The organism is Nesterenkonia ebinurensis (assembly GCF_008711175.1).
Classification (GTDB): Bacteria; Actinomycetota; Actinomycetes; order Actinomycetales; family Micrococcaceae; genus Nesterenkonia; species Nesterenkonia ebinurensis.
Genome location: NZ_VWNF01000011.1, coordinates 587,065 through 609,355 on the forward strand (window position 1 = coordinate 587,065; position 22,291 = coordinate 609,355).

The window sequence follows — 22,291 nt, forward strand, 5'->3', positions numbered from 1 at the left end:
ACCTGTGCCCGCCGGCGGGACAAACACTGGTTGAATGGAGGGATGACGACGACGCCTGCTCCCCCTGTGCCGAAGAAGATTCCTGTTGAGCGGACCCACCACGGGGACACCTTTGTGGACCACTATGAGTGGCTGCGGGAGAAGGACAACCCGGAGGTCATTGAGCATCTGAAGGCGGAGAACGCCTATACCGAGGCAACGGCCGCAGACCAGGAACCGCTGCGCAAAGCGATTTTCGAGGAGATCAAGGCCCGCACGGTGGAGACCGACCTCAGCGTCCCGGCCCGGCGCGGGGACTGGTGGTACTTCACCCGCACCATTGAGGGCGAGCAGCACCCGGTGTACTGCCGGACCCCTGTGAGGGATCCAGCCTCCTGGGAGCCGCCGGTGGTTGAACCCGGTGTGCCGCTGGTCGGCGAAGAAGTGTATTTCGACACCAATGCTGAGGCGGCCAAGCACCCGTTCTACTCGCTGGGCGGGATGGCGATTGATGAGTCGGGCGCCCTGCTGGCCTACTCGGAGGACACCAGCGGGGATGAGCACTTCACCCTGCGGTTTCGTGACCTGATCACCGGTGAGAATCTGCCGGAGTCGGTGGAGAACCTGCACTACGGGATCTACCTCTCCCCGGACGGGAAGCGCGCCTATTACTTTGCCGCCGATGAGTCCTGGCGGCCCGATCGGTTATATGTGCACACTATCGGGACCGAGCCGGAAGAGGACCGGCTGCTGCTGCAGATCGATGACATCACTCAGTGGTCCGGGGCCTGGTACTCGGCAGACCGCAAGCAGCTGGTGATCGAGTCCGGCGGCTCGGAGTGGAACGCCACCCGGCTGCTGGACCTCACTGACGCCCACGCGGAGCCGGTGGAGATCATCCCGGCCTCCCGGCGACTGATCAACTTTGTGGCCCCCTTCGATCTGGACGGGCAGCGGATGCTGCTGATCACCCATAACCAGCACGGTCCGAACAACTCCGTCTCGCTGACCACCGCGGAGGCGCTGCGGGCCCAAGCCGATGCTGAGGCTCTTGATCTTGGTCCTACGGTGCTACGGCACGAAGATGAGGTGAAGCTCGATTTCTATCTCACGGTGACCGCAGCCCAGATCCTGGTGGAGGCCCGGATCAATGCGAACCCCTCCGTGCGGCTGCTCTCACTGGACACCGTACGCCAGGTGCGTCACGGCGGGGGCGCGGTGACGGCGTCGTCGTTGCCTGGTCCTGCTTTTGAAGACGAGATCCATGCGGTGAGTGTAGTGCAGGCCCGGTTCGAGGCCCCGATGTTCCGGGTGGAGTACACCTCCTGGCTGGTGCCGGACCGGGTCTACGACATCCGCCACCACGTAGCCCGCACAGACGCTAACGCGCCTGCACTGGTCCCAGACGTCGCTGATCCTCACCCCACCGGCGAGCCGCTGCTGCGGCGGGAGACCCCCGTCAACGACTTCGACCCGGCAGACTACGTGGCCGAACGGCTGTGGGCTCAAGCGCAGGACGGGACCAAAGTGCCCATCAGCCTGCTGCGCCGGGTCGAGGTGCAGCCCGACGGCACCAATCCGCTAGTGGTCTATGGCTACGGGTCCTACGAGATCAGCATGGACGCCTCCCTGGGCATCCCGTCGCTATCGCTGCTGGACCGCGGGATCGTGTTTGCCGTGGCGCATATCCGCGGCGGGGGCGAGCTGGGCCGACTCTGGTACCAAGACGGCAAGAAGCTGAATAAGAAGAACACCTTCACCGACTTCATCGCGGTCACCGATCACCTGGTGGCTGAGGGCTGGGGTGCCCCTGGCCGGGTGGCGGCGATCGGCGGCTCGGCCGGCGGGCTGCTGATGGGCGCAGTGGCGAACCTGGCCCCTGAGAAGTACGCCGCGATCGTGGCCCAGGTTCCCTTTGTGGACAACTTGACCACCATTCTTGACCCGGATCTGCCGCTCTCGGCCGGTGAGTGGGAGGAGTGGGGCAATCCGATCGAAGACCCCGAGGTGTATGCGTACATGAAGTCCTACGCGCCCTACGAGAACGTACACCGCACCACCTATCCGGCCATTGCCGCAGTGACCTCACTCAACGACACCCGGGTGCTCTACGTGGAGCCGGCCAAATGGGTGCCGGTGCTGCGCGAACACCAGCAGGGGGATGCACCCATCGTGCTGAAGACCGAGATCGACGGCGGGCACGGCGGAGCCTCAGGCCGGTATGAGAAGTGGAAGGAGCGGGCCTGGGACTACGCCTGGCTAGCCCACCACCTCGGTGCCGCCCAGAAGCTCAGCTGACTGCCGCTCCCGCCGGCTGACCCCAGGTTCGGCGCTTCACGTTGGGCCACGCCTCAACTACACGTTCGGTGGCCCCGTGCAACGACAAATCACCCCGATATCAGGCAAAAACGTCGTTGCAGGAGACCACCGAACGAAAAAGGCTACTTGCTGAAACGATCGATGGAGCGCTTCAGCTCGGCCTCGGCCTCCTCGCGGCCGGCCCAGCCCTCGATCTTGACCCATTTGCCGGGCTCAAGATCCTTGTAGCGGGTGAAGAAGTGCTCAATCTCCTTGACCAGGAACTCGCCCAGGTCGCTGACGTCAGTGATGTGGTCGAAACGCTTATCGTCCAGCACGCAGACCAGCTTGGCATCCCCGCCGCCGTCGTCGGTCATGTTCAGCACGCCGATCGGGCGGGCCTCCACCACTACTCCGGGGATCAGGTCGACATCAGGGATGTAGACCAGAGCATCCAAGGGGTCGCCGTCCTCGCCCAGGGTGTCGTCGAAGTACCCGTAGTGCGCGGGGTACTGCATGGGGGTGAACAGCACCCGGTCCAGGCGCAGCCGGTGGGTCTCGTGGTCGATCTCGTACTTCACGCGGGATCCGGCCGGAATCTCGATGGTCACATCGCGGACAATTGCCACGTCTTCCTCCTTGGGTTCAAAGTCAGCGTTCCATCCCTCAGCGTATAACGGCCGCCGATTGAGCCGAGCAAAGACCCGCGCTCACGCGAGGTCTTCCGAGACCCGACCGAGCCGAGTGAAATGTGGTGCTTGCGGCGCAATGTCCGAGGCGACTGAGGGTTGCCCGCAATGCGGGCAGGCGATTGAGACGATACCCGAAGCGACGACGCCCCGCCCCGCAACTACACCGGGTTATCAAAGATACACCGGCTTATAACGCGGTGTACTCATGAAAAGCCGGTGTCGACGGCCAGGAACAGCTGCCCACCCACCTTACGAATCAGGCAGCCGCAGAGCAACGCCAAGCTGACGCGTCAGGATTGGGGCTGCCGCTTTGGCGCGGGCGGTCACGCTCCGTGACGGATACCCGAGTTCTGCCCAGATCTGGTTGACCACTAGCTCGCCGCTGCGGCGCCAGAGGTCCACCCGTCCGATCAGCTCTGTGCCGGAGAGCACGCCCATCACGTAATGGCCGTAGATCCGCTTATCCCGCGGCACGTAGGCCTCGAAGGTGTAGTCAAAGCCAAAGATCCGCTGAGCCCGGCGGCGATCACGCAGCAGCGGATCGAAGGGACCGATCAGCCGGGCTTCCTTCACCGGCCCCAGAGCGGGACCATCCGCTCCGATCCCGGTTTCAGGCGCCTCTGCCTCCAGCAGCTCAGGCAGCACATAGGCTGTCTCTCGCCAACCCTCCACAGCAACCGGAGTAAGTCCTGCCAGTTCGATTCCATGGGCTGCGTCGCTTCGCTCACGCCTCTCAATCGCCTCAGGGGAGCCGGTACTAGCACCACTGCCCTTTCGGCTCGATCGGGCGTTGTGCTTATCCAGGTGATAGTGGTGGGCGAAGTCGCTGACGGTCATCACCGCCAAACTGGCCGCGGCACGCCGGGCCAGCCCGGCGCGCAGAGTATCGTCAGGCAGGTCCTCGGCCTCGCGGACCTCAGCTGGCAGGGCACGCTCTGGCAGATCGAAGAGACGGATCACACCGTCCCGGGCGGTGACCACCAGATCGCCCATCCGGACCATCAGCTCAGCGGCCTCCTTCACCTGAGACCAGTGCCAGCCGGTGGTGCGTTCCGGGCCGAACTCTGCCTCAAGCACCCCGGTGGGCACACCGCCAGGATGCTCAGCCACCAGCTCAAGGATGCGGCCCCGGACGGCTGGGGCGATCTTCTCCCCGTGGCGGGCCCGAGTAGCCTCACGCCGCAGCCGCAGCAGCGGCCAGTCCTGAAGCGGGAAGACACAGGCCACTTTGGTGAACGCCTCGAAGGATGCAGGCGCCTCGGCAGGCCACAGAGCGGCGTCCACCTGCTCGGCTCGGTGCTTGCGCGGCAACCGGGTCAGGCAGGTCAGCCGCTGGGCAGTAGAGACCCGGGTCAGCGGGTCCAGCTGGATGAGCCCCAGTCCGCCCAGGACATCGGCGGCGTCGTCGTATTCCCCTGCCCCTGCGGGGGGAGGGATCTTCTACGCGGCCACCACCGCACCCCGCACCCACTCCGGACTCACAGTGACAGGCTCAGCAGACACGGCTCAATCCTGTCACAGCTCAGCCCTCAGAGGTCCAAGGTGAAGAGCTCACAAGCGGTGTTGTAGTAGCGGTCGGTGGAACCTCGATACCTCATGCCAAGACGGCGGGCCACAGCCTGGGAGGCGGCATTCTCCGCATGAGTCACTGCCACCAGCTGCCCCAGCCCCTGAGCGCGCGCATGGTCAACCAGAGCTTGAGCCGCCTCTGAGGCGAAACCTGAGCCCCAGGCGCTCGGGTGAAGATGCCAGCCGATCTCGATGTCCTGCTGCTCAGCCTCCACACCCTCGGAAAAGGGAATCGGTTTCATCAGAGCGAACCCGACCCGGGCGCCATTGGTTCGCTCACTCTGCTCAATCGCCTGCCCGCATTGCGGGCAACCCTCAGTCGCCTCGGACATTGCGCCGCAAGCGCCACATTTCGCTGGGCCCAGTCGGGTCTCGGAAGGCTCCGAGCCAACTCGGGTCTTCGCTCGGCCCAATCGGGCGTCACGCTGCTCAATCAGCCAGACACCGGCGGCGGGACCGAACTGTGACCGGTAGCGCGCAATCCGGTAGCACGCCTGCTCACGAGTGGTCTGCACCTCGCCGGTTCCGATATAGCGGACCACCTCGTGACGGGAGTACACATCCAGCGCGAACTCGACATCCTCCTCATCAGGTGCCCTCAGCCGCAACCGCTGCGTCAGCAGCACTGGTGTGGCCGCGAGCTCCGGCTCTGCACTACTCATTCCATTAAGCCTAGTCTCCCGTCCCGTACTGGCGGGATTCCCCCGGCGAGGCTCAACCGGCAGAGCGGGCGGCCAGGCCGCGTACCGGGGTGCTGGCAGTCTCATGGTCTGCAGGGCTGTCATCTGAGCTGGCGTCGTCGTCCTGGTCGATCTCGGTGAGATCGGACTTCAGAGTGCGCCGCTTGGCCCACCAGTTGCCAGTGGCCCAGGCGCCCACGGCGACGCAGAGCCAGCCGATGAGCACCCCGGCCAGGCTGTCCACCAGGTAGTGCCAGCCGAAGTAGAGGGTAGCGATGAAAGTCAGCCCGAAGAACGCCCACCCCACAATGCGCAACAGCTTGTTCTTGATCACCAGATGGGCGAACAGGGCCATGGTGAAGGTCACCGAGCAGTGCAGCGAGGCGAAGGCCGCCACCCCGTGGATCACATCGGCTCCGGCCGGGTCAGCCAGGAACGTCTCGCGGTTGCGCCACAGGGCGTCCTGCAGAGCCGAGGTGTTAGTTTCCGGCAGTGCGGCGTAGGCCCATTGGGTGCCCTCATAGTAGATGGGGCCCACCGCCGGCAGGATGTAGTAGCTGACGGTGCCCACAATCCAGTTCAGGCTCATCGCAGTGGCGTACCAGGCGCCCACCGTGAGGTCACGGCTGAACACCAGGACCACACCAAGGCTGATCGGCACCACCGGCAGGTAGATGAGGTAGACGAAGGAGAGCACTGCGGCCGAGATGCCGGTGCCGAACATGTCCTGGAATACGAAGGCTGGGTTCACGTTGCCGAACATCCACAGGTCCAGTGCCGCCAGCTCAGTGTCCCAGAGCACCTCATCAGTCAGCAGCGGAAGCACTGACTTCAGGTTCCGGTAACCCACGTAGCAGATGTAGAAGGCCAGCAGCCCGGTGCAGATGTAGAGAATCCGGCGTAGCGTCCATTCATGCTTGATGACCTCGACCACACCGCGTGGGATCTGCTTCCAGCCGCTACGCCGGATGGCTGCCGGGATCAGTCCGGCCAGGAACATCAGGGCTGCCAGCAGCGGCAGTCGGATATAGGCAGGACCCAGGAATCCCTCGGGATCGCGCAGCCCCACGCCGGTGTAGCTGGAGGCAGCAATGGCTGCCACAACAGTCAGAATCGCGACAACACTGATGAAGGTGTACGGCCAACGTCGCACAAATTCCATCTAAAGAGTTTATGACATGTTGCTGAACATCTGGTGACGTGACGAGCCTCGGGCAGGTTTTTTACGGTAATTTGCGGTAAAAACTTCCATTCCACACCTGGTTGCTGGGCTACTCCTCAGCTGGGTCGTTGCGCCTTGCGCAGCGGACGGCTGAACAGGGAGCCGCAACCCACCACGAGAGCCCCGGCACCCCATATGAGCACAATGACGCCGACTGGCAGCAGATCTGCCAACACACCGATGACTGGACCGGCGATCATCATGGGTGCGGCCTGGGCGATCATCATCACTGACTGAACCCTAGCCATGTATTCCGGCGCAGTGGCGGCCACGAACAATGGGCCGAGATGGGCGCTGAACAGACCAGCACCCAGACCGGTGACCAGCACCGCCAGGATGGCCCACACCTCATAGTGGGCAGCGGCGAAGCCGAGGATCCCAGCTCCGGTGATGAGCATGCCGCAGATGGCCGCGGCGCCGGCCCGCTGAGCACCACTGCGCCACATCACCCAGAGTGCCAGTGCCGCCATGCCTGCACTGAACACCCCTGCGGTGACGCCTGCCAGTTCGGCCTCCCATCCGCGGTCCCGAGCCACCAGGGGCACCATGATCGAGGTCAGCGGCAGCACGAACAGCGCGAAGGCTGAGGTCACCAGGACCACTGCGCGTAGCAGCGGGGTGGTCAGCGCGAACCTCAGCCCGGCACGCATCTGGCCGATGACGTCAGAAGGCGTGGCGGCGTGGTTCTGGTGTGCTGGTTGCTGCATACGGCGGCGGACTTTGGCCAGAATCAGCAGCATGCCCGCGAATCCCGCCGAGCCCAGGGCCAGACTCAGCGGCAGCCCCGCCGCACTGACCGCGACCCCGCCCAGGGCAGGTCCGGCCACTGACCCTGCAAAGATCACCAGCTGACGGGCCGACAGAGCCCGGGGCAGACCAGCCGATGGCACAAGGAACTTCGGCACTGCTCCAGCCGCGGGATAGTAGAAGGCATCGGCGATACCAAGCATCAGGGCCACCCCGATGAGCAATGCTGGATGTGGACCCACCACCACGACAAGGGCCGCAGCGGAGGCACAGAAGGCAGACATGGCGGCATCGGAGGTAAACATGAGACGCAGTGGACCCAGCCGGTCTGCGACGGCCCCGCCGAAGAGTGCCAGTATGACCCGGGGCAAGGTAGTGGAGAAGAGCACGACGCCGGCCAGTAGCCCACTATGTGCCGTAGCAGTCCATACCATTCCGAAGGAGAGCAGATTGACACCGATGGTGGTCCACGCCAGGCCGCCCAGCCAGAGCCAATATATCGACGGCACGTTCGCTGGCTCCTCACTCAGCTCGGGGTGAGCATCACGCTCGCTCATCGCCCGGCATCCGGAACAATCGGCAGCACCACTACAAAGGTGCCCGGTTCCTCCGCCCGGCGGATGGCCAGCGGCTCAGCGGGGCCGTCCAGGTCCAGGCGGAGCTGCACCGGGCCGCCGCTCTCTGCCTCCGCCGGATCTAGGGCGCCGAGTGCCTGATCCATATAGTCCTGGTTGAGCGCGACGCCCTGCTCTGCCAGGTGCTCTGCCACCTGCTCGGACTCCAGGATGACACTGGTGCGGGCCTTAGGAATCGCGTGACTCAGGTCCGGGAAGGCAACCTCCGGTACCGGCATCCGCAGGACGTGCTGCTCCCCTGCTCGGAGACTCACCTCACCGGCTTCCAGCACGAGAGCGACTTCTCCACTGAGCGGCGGAGTCATCTGCAGCACGGCCTCGACGAACTCGGTGGGCAGCAGTGCTCGCAGCCTCCCGTCCACCAGGGCGGGCACCTCGGCAAAGGCCGCCCGGCGGCGGTCCGTCGCTGCCAACCGTATCCGGCCCTGCTGGCCTCTCCAGCCAGAGACACCCACTGCAAAGACGCCGTGAATGGCCGGCATATCTGGATCTGTGCCGACAGCATGGCGCACTGTGCGCAGACCCGTCAGCAGATCCTCGGCTGCCAGAGTCAGGGCAGTCCGTCCGGAAGGCGGGGAGGCGGCCTCCTCTGTCCCACCGCGCTCAGTGATCAACCCGGCCTCAGCCCGGGCGGCGGCCAGCCCCTCCTCGAGGTTTGCGACGTGGTGGTCTAGCACACTGCGGGTCACCTCCGGGTCGCCCCGGGCCAGCACAGTGGCAATCTCTGCCACGGGCAGGGCGATCCGGCGCAGCCGGGCAAGCAACTTGGCGTCGTCGAGCTGCTCCGGTGTGTACCAGCGGTACCCGGTGGCCGGGTCGACCTCAGCAGGGACGAACACTGCCTGCCGGTCGTAGAAGCGCAGAGCTGAGATGCTCAGCCCGGAGGCGCGGGCCACCTCCCCGATAGTGAGGAGCCCAGTAGCGGCGTCGTGATTCATAGCCACTACTTAAATCCCTCAACCAAGGTGAGGGTCAAGGAGTCTGGTCGCTATTGTCCCAGAGGTGCCGATCGGAGAGCAGCATGAAGTCTTTGAGCAGCTCATTGCCTTCCACCTTCACACTCCAGCTGGGCCGGATGAAATCGCTCTTAGCCATGCGGTAGGCGATCTCCCACTCCGGCTGTTTGCCGTGGGCGTCGGTGACCCGCTTAGTGCCGCACTGGAAGTAACCCAGAGACTCCGAGACCCGTTTGGAGGGCTCATTCCAGTCGTAGGCGCCGGACTGGGCGTACTCGGCGTCGAAGTGATCGAAGGCCCAGAGCAGGGCAGCAGCCCGCTGCTCCTTACCGTAGCCTTTGCCCTGCTGGTCGGCGCGTAGCCAGCTGGCGGTCTCAAGGGAGCGCAGCACCCGGTACTTCTCCGCCCAAACATCCTGCATACCGATCAGCGGGCCCTCGCTGCCGTCCTCGCTGCGGACGAAGACCGCCAGCATCAGATACCAGGAATCCGGGCCGATGGCCGGGCGCCTGGACCACAGCCAGGTCAGCGAGTTCTTGGCGATATCCGTAGGCGTGTTCTCATCCCAAGGCGAGGCAAAGGAGTTCCGCGGTCCTTTCATGATCCCCGAGGAGGCCGCAGCCACATAGGCGCCGAAATCGGTTTCACGCACCTGGCGCAGGATCAGCCGCGGGGAAATGATCCGCAGTCCGAAGACCGGCCAGACCTCCTCCAGCGAAAGGGAGGGATCATCCTTGGGAACCCTGAACTCTGCCATAGGGCCACTTTATCCCTGCCGCATAAAACTCAGGTGCCCAAACTGAGGAGATAACCCACAGAAAACACGCTTATTCCTCCAGTTGAGACGCGCAAGTCTGCAGAGAGGTGCCGTGGTCGGTGCGGGTCCCGGAGGGCAAGGGTTCCGCTTCAGCGGGGTGAGAGCCGGAACTCCAGGGAAAAATTGTCCAGCAGGGCGGGCAGGTTCCCCGGCTCCAGCTCATGGCTGGTCAGCTCGATGCCCCGGTTCCCCACGATCTCCGCGATGAAGTTGGAGGTCAGCAGCAGCACCAGGTGCCGGCCGGGGCAGATCCCGGGGCCGCCGCTGAAGGGCACCAGTGGCCACTCCTCGCGGGTGCGCTCGTGATCCCAGACCTCCGGGGCGAACCGGTGGGCGAAGTCCAGGTTGTTCTCGTCCCGGTGGAAGAAGGGAGCGAAGATCAGCACCGTGGTCCCGGCCGGCATCACGCCATGTTCAAACTCCACCTCCCGGGTGGTCTCGCGAAGGATCATCGGGGTGGTGGCCCACAGCCGCAGCGACTCCAGCACCGTGGCCCGCAGCAGCGGCAACATCGGAGCTTTGGCGCCGGCCTGATCCTGAATCTGGTACCGAGCGGCATCCAGCCGGTCCTGGTGGGCTGCCAGCAGCGCCAGCCCCCGGTAGCTGGCCATCCCCGCCGGATCGAAGGCAAACAGCCACTGGGGGATCTGTTGCACATTCTCATCCCGGGAGGTGTCGGCCTCCCCGGCGGCCTCCATCTGCTTCATGAATGCAGCCAAGCTGCCCGGCTCGGCTTTCTCCACCGCCTGCTCAATCCGCTGCAGAATCTCAGACCGCGCACCCTTGTCCACGGGGCGCAGGAAGGCGAAGTTCCCCCGCTTGCGCTGGGTCTGCATCAGCTCAATCAGCTCTGCGCCATCCCGGTAGGAGTCGCCCAGCACCACCCGGTTGACCAGACGGAACCAGGCAGTGAAGTAAGTGTCGTAGTCGAGCTGGCCGGCGTCGTCGTTGTTTGCAATCTCGGCCAACAGGGCGGCGGCTTCTTCGCGCACCGCGGGCATGAACTGCTCCGCCATCCGGTGGATGGGATGGTTGTGGTCCAACAACTGCTCATTGACCTCACGGCGCCGCGCCCGGTCCGCGCCTTCGGAGATCAGCGCGACCTTCGGCTCAAAGTGCTTCAGGGCGTGGACCTTCAGCGTCTCCGCAGTGGCGAAAGGCTCCGGAGACTCCTCCAGGATCCGGTGCACATGGTCGGGATCCAGCACCGTAGCCATGTTCCGCCCGGGCACAGCCAGCATCAGCGGGCCGCGGCCGTACTTCTGGGCCATGGTCTGCATACGCTTGACCGCCCGAGCCTCCAGGCCCAGCCGCTCCACCGCTGAGACCACTTTGGGCCGGCGGATGATGGGGCCCTTAATAATCATGGGCAGCTCCACCTCGGCGAGCACCGCGGCGGTCTCAGCTGCAGTGGCCTTGGGCAGAGGGTTCTTCACGGCAGTCTGGTCAGTGGCATAGCTGGACTCCACTACACGGTGGCTGCCGGTGTTCGGGTGTGCAGGGTTTCGATGTGACACGGGGTGCAACTCACAATCTCACTCGCTTCATGTACCGGTATTCCCTACATCATCACCCTGACCTGGGAAAAGACTCCACACGACGACGCCCGACTCAACCGAGGGAAGCCCCCAGCTCAGCTGGGAGATGCCGAGACCCGACTGAGCCGAGTGGCATGCAGCGCTTGCGGCGCAATGCCCGAGGCGATTCAGGGTTGCCCGAATGCGGGCAGACGATTGAAGAGCCTGAGCGAAGCGACACCACCACAGTCACTCATACGTGGCGTGTATCACACAGTGCCCATATACTGGACCTGCGAAACCTAAAAGTTACGCCGGTCACATGCAGACGTAATATGTCCGGCGGCACTTACACCAACGGATCACTCAGGAGCCACCATGGACGCACCAAACTCACTGGTGCTGGCCGTCATCGGCGTCGCGATGATGCTGGCCGGATACTTCCTCTACTCAAAGTTCCTGGCGAAGAGGGTCTACAAACTCAATGCTGAGTTCAAGACCCCTTCCCATCAATTCGAAGACGGTGTGGACTATGTGCCCACCAACCGCTACATCCTCTGGGGACACCACTTCACCTCAGTAGCCGGCGCAGCCCCCATTGTGGGCCCAGCCGTGGCAGTGATCTGGGGCTGGCTGCCCGCCTTCCTCTGGGTCACTCTGGGCACGGTGTTCATGGCCGGTATGCATGACTTCGGCACCTTGTGGGCCTCCGTGCGCAATAAGGGGAAGTCCATGGGGGCGCTCTCGGGCACCTATATCGGCAATCGCGGACGAAACCTGTTCCTGGTGGTCATCTTCCTGCTGATCCTGATGGTGCTGGCTGCCTTTGCCGTGGTCATCTCCAACCTTCTGGTGGCCCAGCCCGGGGCGGTCATCCCCACCTGGGGTGCCCTGGTGGTCGCCGTGCTGGTCGGCCAAGCCATCTACCGATTCAAATGGAACCTGATCGTGGTGACAGCTGTGGGCGTCATCGCACTCTACGGACTGATCCTGCTGGGCAACGCCTACCCGATCTCGCTGCCCGAGGAGGGTGCCTTCGGCCTGACTCCCAATGCCATCTGGATCATCCTGCTGTTCATCTACTCCGGCATCGCCTCGATGCTTCCAGTGTGGGTGCTGCTGCAGCCGCGTGACTTCATCAACGGAGTACAGCTGTTCGTCGGTCTGGGCATCATTTACGGCGCAGTCCTGCTGGCCACCCCTACTGTGGTGGCACCGGCAGTCAACGACGCCGTCCCAGCCGACACTCCCTCCATCGTTCCTCTGCTGTTCGTCACCATCGCCTGTGGCGCGATTTCGGGGTTCCACGGGATCGTCTCCTCGGGCACCAGCTCCAAGCAGCTGAACAAGGAGACCGACGCCCGTTTCGTGGGCTACTTCGGCGCGGTCGGCGAAGGCCTGCTGGCCCTGGGCGCGATCATCGCCACCACTGCTGGCTTTCAGAGCCTCACCCAGTGGCGCGAGGTCTATGACTCCTTCTCCTCCGGCGGTGTGCCGCTGTTCGTGGAGGGCGGGGCGAACATTCTCAACGCTGGCCTCGGCCTGCCTCAGGGGCTGGCGGCAACCATCCTGGCCACTATGGCCATTCTGTTCGCAGCCACCACGCTGGACACTGCGACCCGTCTGAAACGGTTCGTGATCCAGGAGATCGGCCAGATCGCCGGGGTGAAGATCCCCACTCTGGCAGCCACCTTGATCGCCGTGGTGCTGGCCTTCGCGCTGACCTTCTCCCAAGGAGCAGACGCTTCCGGCGGAATGAGGCTGTGGCCGCTGTTCGGCACCACCAACCAGCTGCTGGCCGGACTGTCCCTGACCATCCTGACCGTGATGCTCATCCGCAAGGGCCGGCCGTTCCTACCGGTGCTGCTGCCTGCGGTGTTCGTGCTGTTCATGACGATCTACGCCGCCTTGGTGCAGCTGGTCGACCTCTTCCAAGCCGGGGACTGGCTGCTGTTCACCATCGATATAGTGATCGTGGTGGCTGCTACCTGGGTGCTACTGGAGGCTGTGATCTCCATGCTCGCCGCGTGGAAGGGCCCCAAGGACCCAGAGGACGACGTCGCCCTCACCGAGGACCAGAAGCTCACCACCACGTAGAGTACGGTTATGCACGGCTTTGGGCGTGAAGGCCGGCGCCGGCGCAACCGGCCGAAAGCCGAGCGGGACCTGGTCCCGCCGGCGGGGCCAGCGCGCTGGTTCCAGCGAGCTGAGAGGGGGCTGCGTGAGTTCTACGTGGCCCCCTATCGGCGCGTCTTCGCCCGGGCCAAGCGTGACGAGGAAGATCTGTTCATGATGCTGGTGCTCTCTGAAGCGCTCGGTGTGCCGAATCCGGCCTCCGGGGCCACCCTGGAGCTGCTGCCGGAGATGCTGGACCGCATGCACGACTGGCATATTCGGCAGGGTCTGGACCGCTCCCCGATGGACGGCATGCAGTGCTGCTAGAGCTGGCGGCAGACCGCAGCCTGCTGTTCATCGGCGGCAAGGGTGGGGTCGGCAAGACTTCAGTCTCTTCTGCCCTGGGCCTACACCAGGCACGGGCTGGCCGGCGGGTGCTGCTGGTCTCCACTGATCCCGCGCACAACCTGGGCCACCTCTGGGACCGGCCAGTAGGTGATGAACCGGTGCTGCTGGCTGATGACGGTGGCTCGGGAGTCTTGGCCGGGGTGGAGATCGATCCCACCGCCACCATCGAACACCACCTGGCCCAGGTGGGGCAGACCCTGCGCGACTTCATGCCGGATCACCTGCACAAGCAGGTGGATGCTCATCTTCATCTGGCCCGATCCTCCCCCGGCACCCATGAGTCGGCCATTCTGGAACGGATCGCCGAGGTGGTGGAGCTGGCTGAGCGGGACTATGACCTGATGATCTTCGACACCGCCCCCTCCGGGCACACCGCCCGGCTGCTTGCTCTGCCGGAGATCATGTCTGCCTGGACCGAGGGGCTGCTGAACCGGCGCACCAAGGCGGAGAAGTTCGGTGCGGCCATCCGTGCCCTGGACAATGACGATCCGGAGAGCTCCGAGGGCGCCAATCGGGACCGCCGGATCCGTCAGGTACTCACCCAGCGGCGGGGAAAATTCGAGAAGCTGCGCGGGCTGATCACTGATCCCATCCTGTGCAGCTTTGTCATTGTGGTCACTGCTGAGCGAGTGCCGGTGCTGGAGTCAGCTGAGCTGTTTCACCAGCTTGAGCGGCTGGGAGTGAAGGTGGGCGGCGTCGTGGTCAATCGTCTCTCCCCCCTCGATCAGGGCGAGTTCTTAGCCGCCAAACGTACCCAAGAGGAGGAGCAGCTGGGCAAGCTCGGCACACTGCTGCCCGGGGCAGATATCCTCACCCTGCCGATGCTGGGTGGTGATCTGGTGGGCGAGCCCGCCGTGGCGCAGCTGGCTGATCAGCTGCGCTGAGCTGGTCCCGGGGGGCGCAGGTGTGGCATCTAAAGGGCTGCGACCGCATCCCCCTTCAGAATCGAGTTCAGCACATCGACCAGGCCGTCCTCATCGACAGTGCCGGTGATCTCATCGGCAACCTCCTTGACCTCGGGCACAGCCTGCCCCATCGCTACCCCCCGGTGGGCCCATTGCAGCATCTCGATATCGTTGCGCCCGTCCCCGCAGGCTACGGTGGACTCCATTGGGGCACCGAGCTTCTCGCGGAGCTTCTCCAGGGACGAGGCCTTGGTGACCCCGTCGGCGGCGATATCGATCCACGCTGACCAGCCCACTGAGTAGCTGACCCCCTGCAGCCCGATATCCTTGACCGCCCGGGCAAACTCGTGAGCCGTGGCGTCGTCGGAGTTCACCACCAGCCGGACCGCCTCAGCGCGCTTCATCTGCTTCATACTCACCGGCTCCGGAATCAGTCCGAAGGTCAGATCCTCGAACCGCTCGGTGGCAATGAAATGCCCGGCGGAGGTCTCAATGGCGAACCGGGCGGTGGAGAGCCGCTTGTTCAGGGCCTTCAACGCCGGACTCGGGTCGAAGGCCTGCTGATCGATCACCTCATAGCCATCCTCCAGCCCGCCGTCCTCGGGAGGGCGAGCATCGATGCGCAGGGTCACCCCACCGTTGGAGCAGACCGCATAGCCGTGGGTGATGCCGAAGGTCTCGATGATCGGCAACGTGGCCTGCAGCGAGCGCCCGGTGGCAATCACCACCGTGTTCCCGTCTGCCACCACAGCGCGCCCGGCCTGCTTGACCGCCTCGGACATGTACCCGTCATGGTTCACGATGGTCCCGTCAATGTCCAGGCACACCATCTTGGTGCCCGGCTGGTGCACAAAGCTGCCGCCCAGCCCGGCCGCCGGACGGGAAAAGTCTGCCTGCCGCTTGCTGTGCGGAGTCTCTACTGGTGAATTCATAGGGCCATTAGTGTACGACGCCGCGCAACCCCAAAAGTGGGCAACTGAGCAGGGGTTAGTTAGTGTTGTCCCAGAATTCACGCGAAGGAGACCACCACTATGACCGCCTCTGCACCCAATGTCACCATCTCAGCCGGCGGGTACTCCGCTGCGATCGCCACCCGCGGCGGTGCGCTGCTGAGCCTGACCAGCCAGGATCCCGCCACAGGCACCCCGCAGAACCTCATCGTGCCACTGGAGCGCTCAACACAAGAGGGAGCAGGGGACCCGGGAGCCCCGCAGGAGGTGCCGGGAAACGAACGAACAGGCTTCCTCGGCGCGGTGCTGGCGCCCTGGCCCAACCGGGTGGTCAAGGCCAGCTACAGCTACGGAGACGCTGAGTACGCACTGGAGTCCAATGAGGAAGAGACCGGGGCTGCCATCCACGGGCTGCTCTACGACACCCAGCTGGGCATCCAGTACCAGCGGGAATCGGAGGTGCACCTTGCCGGAGTCATCGAACCCACTGCCGGCTACCCCTTCCGGCTGGAAGTGGTGCTGGTGTACCGGGTCGCCGGCCACCTGGGGCTCACCACCACCCTGAGCACAAGGTATACACCAATCGAAGAAGACGGTGACGATTCGGTGCTGCCCACTGCCCCCTATGGCGCCGGCTTCCATCCCTATCTCACCGCAGCGGACGCCCCGCTGAAGTCCTGCCGGCTGCGGCTTCCGGCCAAAACCGTGGTAAAGACCAAGCCCAGCGGCAAGGTAGTAGGCTCCAACCCGGTTGCCGGCGACCTAGATCTCACCGACGGCCCCCTACTGGCAGGCCTGCGGATTGACCATGCCTATACCGGGCTGCCGGAGGAGGGCTGGAGCGCAGAGCTGCTGCACGGGCCCAGCGGTTTCATGGTGCGGATGATCTCTGACACCCCCTGGGCGCAGGTCTATACCGGCGAGCGGATTGACCGGGCCGGGGTAGCAGTGGAGCCGATGACCTGCCCACCGAACGCCTTCAACTCAGGGAAGGACCTGATTGAGCTCTCCCCCGGCCAATGGCACCGGGTGGGCTATTCGCTGGAGGCGTTCAGGCTGTAAGGTCTATCACCACATCTGTGCCACCAGGTCAGCGAACAAGGCCTCTGGATCGGCATCTAAACCACGGCGGTTGAACCAGGTGGTCACATTCACAACATCCCGGTGGAGGAAGTCCAGGCTCATCGGGTTCACGGCCGCATCAATCACCTGAGGCAGATCGATGACCACAATTCTGCCGCCGTCATCGAGTAAGTTATACGGCGAGAAATCACCGTGCACATACCCCATGCGAGCGAAGGATTCCAGAATGCTCACCACTTGGTCGTAAGCCTCGGCAAGTTTTACTCCCGTTGGTCTGCTCTGGACAAGCCTTGGAGCAGCAACCCGGTCCTCTCCGATGAACTCCATCAGGATCTCAGTGCCGTTGATCTGCACCGGATAAGGGACGGCTACACCTGCCTTCCACGCCTTGACAAGCGCCTCGAATTCGGCGAAGGCCCATTCCCCGGCCGCCACGATTCGGCCAAAGGAGGACTTGCGTTTCATGGCACGGGCCTCCCGGCTGTCGCGGACTTCTCGCCCCTCTGTGTAGGCAGAGGATCGGTGGAAATCACTGTGTTGGGAGCCCAGAAAACGCTTAGCTGCCAGAAGACAGCCGGTGGTACCGGGGACCGCGCGTTCGATGAGGTGGACCTCGGCTTCTTTTCCGGATTTCACCACGCCGAGTTCGGTGTCGAAAGCACCGGCGGCGGTGACCAGCCAGTCAGGATGAGGACGCGGTCCGCGCTGAGTGGGGGTGACCTCGGTCCAGGTGGACCACCGTTGATCAGCCCCAGGTTGCAGTGGGACTGCATCAGAGTCAGGGTTAGAAAGATGTGTGCCTGTACGCACAGAAGACATGTGGAGACGCTCCAGGATCGGGAGGTCGCCGAAGGTCAGAAAGCGGAAGCGACCTCGTTGAAAAGTGAAGGATACGGAGGCAGGACAAAGGCAGTCATTGTGCTCCTCCTTCCAGTCGATCCGGAGCGCATACATTGCGCGGGGCTTCCATTACCGTAGCAGAACAGCCGGCGTCCTTCCCACCATCGCGGGCTTTGGTGCCACTCACACCCCAGCTGGATCTGATGCGCGCAGTGACTCCAGGCCGCAAGAAGCCCGTTGCAGGGTCGCCGAAGTAGTTCCGCCTGACTATTGTCGCCGAGCGGTCATGTGCCGCCGGCCGGGTAATGCTCGGTCAGGAAATCCAGCAGGACGCTGTTGAAGTGCTCAGGGTTGTCCTGGTTCGCGTTGTGGGAGGCATGCGGGATCACTTCATACTGGCAGCGTGGGTCTCGTGCTGCCCATGCAGGCGCGGTTCGCGCGACGTTGCCCGTGCGGTCCTGGTCGCCGTGAGTCAGCAGCAGCGGCACCTCGATCCGGTATCCGGGCTTTGGCCGTATCGACTGTGTGACCGCTCGCCAGATCTGTACAAAGTCGGTCTTGGACATCATACTGATCGCGTTTTCGGCGTAGGTGCGGACCTCCGGTCGCTGAGCCGTTGACTTGGCGATGGTGCGTTTGAGGTGCTCCCATGGCCAGGGCACGAACCACCACGCGGAAGACTTCAGTGCCCACTGCTCCCACCAGGCAATCGGCATAGTGGTGCAGGTCGACCCGATGATCACGACCGCCGCCACCCGCTCCGGCTCGCGGCGCACCAGCTCCTGTGCGATGTAGCCCCCCAGCGACTGCCCACCGACACAGATCGGGCCGGAGACATCCAGATGATCCAAGATGGCCAACAGATCGTCGGTCATATCAGCAATTTCGATAGGGAGCCGGCCCATGGGCTGGGACCGGCCGTGACCGCGGATGTCCCAAGTCAGCACCCGATACCCGGCACCGATGAGCGGCCCGAGCTGTTCATCGAACATCTGATGGTCCATCGAGGCACCGTGACTCAGGGCGACCAACGGGCCACCAGCAGGCCCGGTGAGCCAAGCGCGGATCTGTGAGCCTGCATGTGCCACTACATACCCGGTCTGCGGCGGGTTCGCGTCGATACCCATTGAGGCATTTTGACTGAAATTAGTTAATCTGGTCAATCACTTCTGTGGCATACCTCGGCTGATGACTTGCCCTGAGGTGTACCTGCTGGGTGGGGCGGTCTCGATCCGGATGAGAGCGGCTACAGTGATGGCAGACCAGTTCAGGTGGGTAAATGGAGACCATGACCGGCCCCACTGATGCACGGAAGCCCCCGCTCTAACTCTTAGCGGCCAGGCTCAGCCAGGTCTGCACCACGGTGTCCGGAGTCAGTGAGACAGACTCGATGCCCTGCTCAACAAGCCACTGGGCGAGATCTGGATGGTCTGAAGGTCCCTGGCCACAGATGCCGACGTATTTTCCATGCGCCCGGCAGCGTTCAATCACCGTAGAGAGCACTTTGAGCACTGCCGGGTCTCGTTCATCGAAGGTATGAGCCACGAGATCTGAGTCCCTATCGACACCGAGTACCAATTGGGTCATGTCGTTCGAACCGATGGAGAATCCATCGAAATACTCCAAGAACTCGTCTGCGAGCAGGGCGTTGCTGGGCAGTTCGCACATCATCATGATCTTCAGGCCGTTCTCCCCTCGGCGAAGCCCATTCTGAGCCATCAGGTCGATGACGGCTTTGGCTTCATCGACTGTCCTGACGAAGGGCACCATAATGGCTACGTTTTCCAAGCCCATATCCTCACGGACCACGCGTAGCGCTTCACACTCCATCTCGAAACACTCACGGAATTCCTCGGAGATGTAGCGGGATGCACCCCGGTATCCGAGCATCGGGTTTTCTTCTCGTGGTTCGTAGCGTTCGCCACCGATGAGGTTGGCATACTCATTGGTCTTGAAGTCACTGAGCCGCACGATCACCGGCTCCGGGGCGAAGCTAGCCGCGATGGTTGCCACGCCCTCTACCACCCTTTGCACAAAGTACTCCCGCGGCGATGCAAACGCGGTGATCTTCTCATTCACGCGTTGGCGCAACGCTGCCGGGAGGCTGTCGTGTTCTAGCAGTGCCCGTGGATGGATGCCGACCTGGTGGTTGATGATGAATTCGAGCCGGGCGAGTCCCACCCCGCGGTGTGGAAGCTGGGAGAAGGAGAAGGCTTGATCGGGGGTGCCTACATTCATCATGATTTTCACCGGTACCTCCGGCATCTCATCGAGGTAGGTCTCTTCTTCCTCGAATCGCAGGGTTCCTGCGTAGACGATGCCGTTGTCGCCTTCGGCACAGGAGATCGTCACTGGTTCACCATCGGTCAGCGTCCGGGTGGCGTCGCTGGTCCCGACCACTGCAGGCACGCCAAGCTCGCGGGCGATGATCGCCGCATGGCAGGTGCGACCACCACGCTCCGTGATGATTCCTGAGGCACGCTTCATGATCGGTTCCCAGTCGGGGTCGGTGACCTCGGCAACGAGCACATCGCCGGGCTGCAGGCGGTCCATATCTGCTACTGATCGCAGGATCTTCGTCGGCCCCGTGCCGATGCGCTGGCCGATGGCGCGGCCGGTGGTCAGCACTTCGCTGCGCTCCTTGAGCACGAAACGGCGCAGGATTTGACTAGCGTTCTGGGAGACCACTGTTTCTGGGCGCGCCTGCAGGATATAAAGCTGGCCATCCACTCCATCACGTGCCCACTCGATATCCATCGGTCGTCCATAGTGATCTTCAATGGCCACGGCGTAACGACCGAGCTCAGTGACCTCGGCCTCGGTGATCGAGAATCGTGCGCGGTCTGCCGGATCAACCTTCTCGAAGACAGTACTGCTCTCTAGGCCTCGGCCGGAGGCATAGCGCATCGCTACAGCTTTCTCGCCCAATGCGCGGCTGAGGATGGCCTTGCGGCCGGCACGGAGAGAGGGCTTGTAGACATAGAACTCATCGGGGTTCACCGCACCCTGGACCACAGCTTCACCCAAACCATAGGCACTTGTAATAAAGACAGCACGATCGAATCCCGTTTCGGTGTCCACGGTGAATATCACACCCGAGGCCCCGATATCAGACCGAACCATGCGCTGCACACCAGCCGAAAGTGCCACCTCGTGGTGGGCGAAACCATGGTGGACCCGGTAGGCGATCGCCCTATCGTTGTACAGCGAGGCGAAAACGCTATGCACAGCGGCAATCACGTTCTCAGCTCCCCCAATATTCAGGAACGTCTCCTGCTGGCCTGCGAAGGAAGCATCCGGGAGGTCCTCGGCCGTGGCGCTGGAGCGGATCGCCCACGTCACCGAGTCGGGATCCGGATCCTCTGCTATCAGCCTGTCATAGGCCTGGCGGATCTCCTGTTCCAGCTCGCTGGGGAATGGTTGATCCTGGATCCACGCGCGGATCTGTGCTCCGACACGGGCAAGCTCACCGACATCTTCGATGTCCAGGTGTTCCAGAGCGTCCTTGATCCGCCGGTCAAGCCCGTTCGAGGCAAGAAAACCACGGTAGGCATCCGCGGTCGTCGCAAAGCCACCTGGGACTCGCACCCCTGCCTGCGAGAGATGGGCGACCATCTCCCCGAGTGAAGAGTTCTTCCCACCCACCTGAGCGATATCAGATAAGGTGATCTCGTCGAACCATAGAATATTGCGCATCGGGTCCTCCCATTGAGTAGTTTCTGCCTAACTGTGACGCAACCCCATTGTGTGCAGCATCACTGCTGCGATCTCCTCGACGCTTTTGGCCTCAGAGTTCAGACTCGGGATCCGGTGTCTTCGATAGAGGTTCTCTGCCCAACGCAGTTCGCGACGACACTGCTGCAGGCTTGCATAGGGACTGCCTGGTCGTCGCTCTTGACGCACCTGGCTCAGGCGCTGGGCGGTGCTGGTCAATCCGAAGCACCGCGCCGTAAACGGTGCCAGCGCCTTCGGTACATCTAGTGCCGGATAGTCATCCTCTGTGAGGGGATAGTTGGCCACCCGCAGGCCGTGCCGCAGAGCCAGATAGAGCGCGGTAGGGGTCTTACCACACCGGGAGGGAGCGATGATGATGAGATCTGCCAGATCCAGCATTCTCACGCTTTGGGCGTCGTCGTGCTCCAGGGCGTATTCGACCGCGCGCATCCGTGAGTGATATCGCTCCAAGTCCCCCACACCATGAGAATTTGCCGCATCTTCTGAGCTCTTGACACCGAGGATCCGCTCGAGTTCTCCAAGGTGTCCTCCCAGCAGGTCCACAACGGCGCACTTGTCAGAAACAAACACCGCAGCCACCTCCGGGCTCTTCACAGTCATGAGTATCAACGGCGCCGAGCTCGCAGTACTGGCTTCGTGAAGTACCTCCTGTGCGATTTCCGGCGTCTCCACAAAGGGGAAGACACGGCGATCGAACTGAATGCCTGGGAAACGTATGAGCAGCGCATTACCGAGAGTCTCGGCAGTGATGCCGGTGCTGTCGGAGACGAAAAACACTGGAACGTGCAGCTCAGCAGATTCGCTCATACTCCGTGGTCCCTGGAGAGCATCACCGCGTTGGCACGATGGGAAACCTGCACGGTGCTGGCCGGCCCGAAAGTTGCGATGATCTCTGAGGGTCTCATGCCTTGCCTTCACAGTTGAACGAGTTTAACGTGACGGCCGGTGCAACACGGCTGGTACGGTGCTGGACCAGACTCCCTCAGTCTACTACGCCGGGCACATATCGGTATGCTTGTGTGAATTACAACGAGAGGTCACTAGGCAGCGAACAGTTCTGCTCTGGGGGCACCCAAGCTGGGTATGTGCGCGTGGCCTTCGCTGCTACTTCAGCGCACAAACTGCCTACGAATGCCAGCACAG

At 63.2% G+C, this 22,291-nt stretch carries 18 protein-coding genes; 5 read left to right on the top strand and 13 right to left on the bottom strand.

Annotated features, from left to right (window positions below; genetic code table 11):
- Positions 1-42 precede the first annotated feature (42 nt).
- Positions 43-2,277 (top strand): S9 family peptidase, encoded by a 2,235-nt coding sequence (locus tag F0311_RS06580; RefSeq protein WP_150461122.1) that lies wholly within the window; start codon positions 43-45, stop codon positions 2,275-2,277.
- 143 nt (positions 2,278-2,420) lie between these two features.
- Here F0311_RS06580 and F0311_RS06585 read toward each other — a convergent pair whose 3' ends face one another.
- The 8 genes from F0311_RS06585 to F0311_RS06620 form a co-directional block, all read right to left on the bottom strand.
- Positions 2,421-2,900 (bottom strand): inorganic diphosphatase, encoded by a 480-nt coding sequence (locus tag F0311_RS06585; protein WP_150461211.1) that lies wholly within the window; start codon positions 2,898-2,900, stop codon positions 2,421-2,423.
- A 318-nt stretch (positions 2,901-3,218) separates the two neighbouring features.
- Positions 3,219-4,406, bottom strand: coding sequence for a DNA glycosylase AlkZ-like family protein (locus F0311_RS06590; RefSeq protein WP_150461123.1), 1,188 nt, complete (start codon positions 4,404-4,406; stop codon positions 3,219-3,221).
- A gap of 92 nt (positions 4,407-4,498) precedes the next feature.
- On the bottom strand, positions 4,499-5,200 hold the full coding sequence (locus tag F0311_RS06595) for a GNAT family N-acetyltransferase (protein ID WP_191089774.1): 702 nt from the start codon (positions 5,198-5,200) through the stop codon (positions 4,499-4,501).
- 52 nt (positions 5,201-5,252) lie between these two features.
- Positions 5,253-6,380 (bottom strand): phosphatase PAP2 family protein, encoded by a 1,128-nt coding sequence (locus F0311_RS06600; protein ID WP_150461125.1) that lies wholly within the window; start codon positions 6,378-6,380, stop codon positions 5,253-5,255.
- Positions 6,381-6,496: 116 nt separating this feature from the next.
- Positions 6,497-7,696 carry an MFS transporter gene (locus F0311_RS06605; RefSeq protein WP_191089775.1) on the bottom strand — a complete coding sequence of 400 codons (1,200 nt, stop codon included), beginning with the start codon at positions 7,694-7,696 and terminating at the stop codon, positions 6,497-6,499.
- A gap of 44 nt (positions 7,697-7,740) precedes the next feature.
- A complete protein-coding gene (locus tag F0311_RS06610; protein WP_223881184.1) occupies positions 7,741-8,760 on the bottom strand; it encodes a MerR family transcriptional regulator in 1,020 nt (339 codons plus the stop codon).
- Between the two features lie 34 nt (positions 8,761-8,794).
- Positions 8,795-9,535: a GNAT family N-acetyltransferase gene (locus F0311_RS06615; RefSeq protein ID WP_150461128.1), complete on the bottom strand. Its 741-nt coding sequence runs from the start codon at positions 9,533-9,535 to the stop codon at positions 8,795-8,797.
- 149 nt (positions 9,536-9,684) lie between these two features.
- Entirely contained in the window at positions 9,685-11,112 is a 1,428-nt protein-coding gene (locus F0311_RS06620) for a cytochrome P450 (protein WP_223881167.1), read from the bottom strand.
- A gap of 378 nt (positions 11,113-11,490) precedes the next feature.
- Here F0311_RS06620 and F0311_RS06625 point away from each other — a divergent pair, with 378 nt between their 5' ends.
- Genes F0311_RS06625 through F0311_RS06635 form a run of 3 tightly spaced genes read left to right on the top strand, consistent with a single transcriptional unit; the run spans position 11,491 to position 14,519 of the window.
- Positions 11,491-13,209 (top strand): carbon starvation CstA family protein, encoded by a 1,719-nt coding sequence (locus F0311_RS06625; protein WP_150461129.1) that lies wholly within the window; start codon positions 11,491-11,493, stop codon positions 13,207-13,209.
- A 9-nt stretch (positions 13,210-13,218) separates the two neighbouring features.
- The gene (locus F0311_RS06630; protein ID WP_223881168.1) at positions 13,219-13,554 is read left to right on the top strand and encodes a cory-CC-star protein; all 336 of its coding nucleotides are present in this window, start codon (positions 13,219-13,221) and stop codon (positions 13,552-13,554) included.
- A complete protein-coding gene (locus F0311_RS06635) occupies positions 13,545-14,519 on the top strand; it encodes an ArsA family ATPase (RefSeq protein WP_150461130.1) in 975 nt (324 codons plus the stop codon). Before F0311_RS06630 ends, F0311_RS06635 begins: the two co-directional genes overlap by 10 nt.
- A 29-nt stretch (positions 14,520-14,548) precedes the next feature.
- Here the strand turns inward: F0311_RS06635 and F0311_RS06640 are convergent, their stop codons facing one another.
- Positions 14,549-15,472 carry an HAD family hydrolase gene (locus F0311_RS06640; protein ID WP_223881169.1) on the bottom strand — a complete coding sequence of 308 codons (924 nt, stop codon included), beginning with the start codon at positions 15,470-15,472 and terminating at the stop codon, positions 14,549-14,551.
- A gap of 99 nt (positions 15,473-15,571) precedes the next feature.
- On the opposite strand from F0311_RS06640, the gene F0311_RS06645 reads away from it, so the two are divergent.
- Positions 15,572-16,552 (top strand): aldose epimerase family protein, encoded by a 981-nt coding sequence (locus F0311_RS06645; RefSeq protein ID WP_150461131.1) that lies wholly within the window; start codon positions 15,572-15,574, stop codon positions 16,550-16,552.
- A gap of 6 nt (positions 16,553-16,558) precedes the next feature.
- On the opposite strand, the gene F0311_RS06650 is transcribed toward F0311_RS06645, so the two are convergent.
- The 4 genes from F0311_RS06650 to F0311_RS06665 form a co-directional block, all read right to left on the bottom strand.
- A complete protein-coding gene (locus F0311_RS06650) occupies positions 16,559-17,392 on the bottom strand; it encodes a serine protein kinase RIO (RefSeq protein WP_191089776.1) in 834 nt (277 codons plus the stop codon).
- Positions 17,393-17,697: 305 nt separating this feature from the next.
- Entirely contained in the window at positions 17,698-18,540 is an 843-nt protein-coding gene (locus F0311_RS06655) for an alpha/beta fold hydrolase (protein WP_150461132.1), read from the bottom strand.
- A 196-nt stretch (positions 18,541-18,736) separates the two neighbouring features.
- Positions 18,737-21,109 (bottom strand): phosphoenolpyruvate synthase, encoded by a 2,373-nt coding sequence (ppsA, locus tag F0311_RS06660; RefSeq protein WP_150461133.1) that lies wholly within the window; start codon positions 21,107-21,109, stop codon positions 18,737-18,739.
- A 27-nt stretch (positions 21,110-21,136) separates the two neighbouring features.
- Positions 21,137-21,955, bottom strand: coding sequence for a pyruvate, water dikinase regulatory protein (locus tag F0311_RS06665; protein WP_150461134.1), 819 nt, complete (start codon positions 21,953-21,955; stop codon positions 21,137-21,139).
- Positions 21,956-22,291: the final 336 nt, after the last annotated feature.

Coding starts and splice junctions, on each gene's coding strand:
- F0311_RS06580 (WP_150461122.1), top strand. CDS start 43: ATGACGACGACGCCTGCTCCCCCTGTGCCGAAGAAGATTCCTGTTGAG.
- F0311_RS06595 (WP_191089774.1), bottom strand. CDS start 5,200: ATGAGTAGTGCAGAGCCGGAGCTCGCGGCCACACCAGTGCTGCTGACG.
- F0311_RS06600 (WP_150461125.1), bottom strand. CDS start 6,380: ATGGAATTTGTGCGACGTTGGCCGTACACCTTCATCAGTGTTGTCGCG.
- F0311_RS06610 (WP_223881184.1), bottom strand. CDS start 8,760: ATGAATCACGACGCCGCTACTGGGCTCCTCACTATCGGGGAGGTGGCC.
- F0311_RS06615 (WP_150461128.1), bottom strand. CDS start 9,535: ATGGCAGAGTTCAGGGTTCCCAAGGATGATCCCTCCCTTTCGCTGGAG.
- F0311_RS06625 (WP_150461129.1), top strand. CDS start 11,491: ATGGACGCACCAAACTCACTGGTGCTGGCCGTCATCGGCGTCGCGATG.
- F0311_RS06630 (WP_223881168.1), top strand. CDS start 13,219: ATGCACGGCTTTGGGCGTGAAGGCCGGCGCCGGCGCAACCGGCCGAAA.
- F0311_RS06640 (WP_223881169.1), bottom strand. CDS start 15,472: ATGAATTCACCAGTAGAGACTCCGCACAGCAAGCGGCAGGCAGACTTT.
- F0311_RS06645 (WP_150461131.1), top strand. CDS start 15,572: ATGACCGCCTCTGCACCCAATGTCACCATCTCAGCCGGCGGGTACTCC.
- F0311_RS06650 (WP_191089776.1), bottom strand. CDS start 17,392: ATGTCTTCTGTGCGTACAGGCACACATCTTTCTAACCCTGACTCTGAT.
- F0311_RS06655 (WP_150461132.1), bottom strand. CDS start 18,540: ATGGGTATCGACGCGAACCCGCCGCAGACCGGGTATGTAGTGGCACAT.
- ppsA (WP_150461133.1), bottom strand. CDS start 21,109: ATGCGCAATATTCTATGGTTCGACGAGATCACCTTATCTGATATCGCT.
- F0311_RS06665 (WP_150461134.1), bottom strand. CDS start 21,955: ATGAGCGAATCTGCTGAGCTGCACGTTCCAGTGTTTTTCGTCTCCGAC.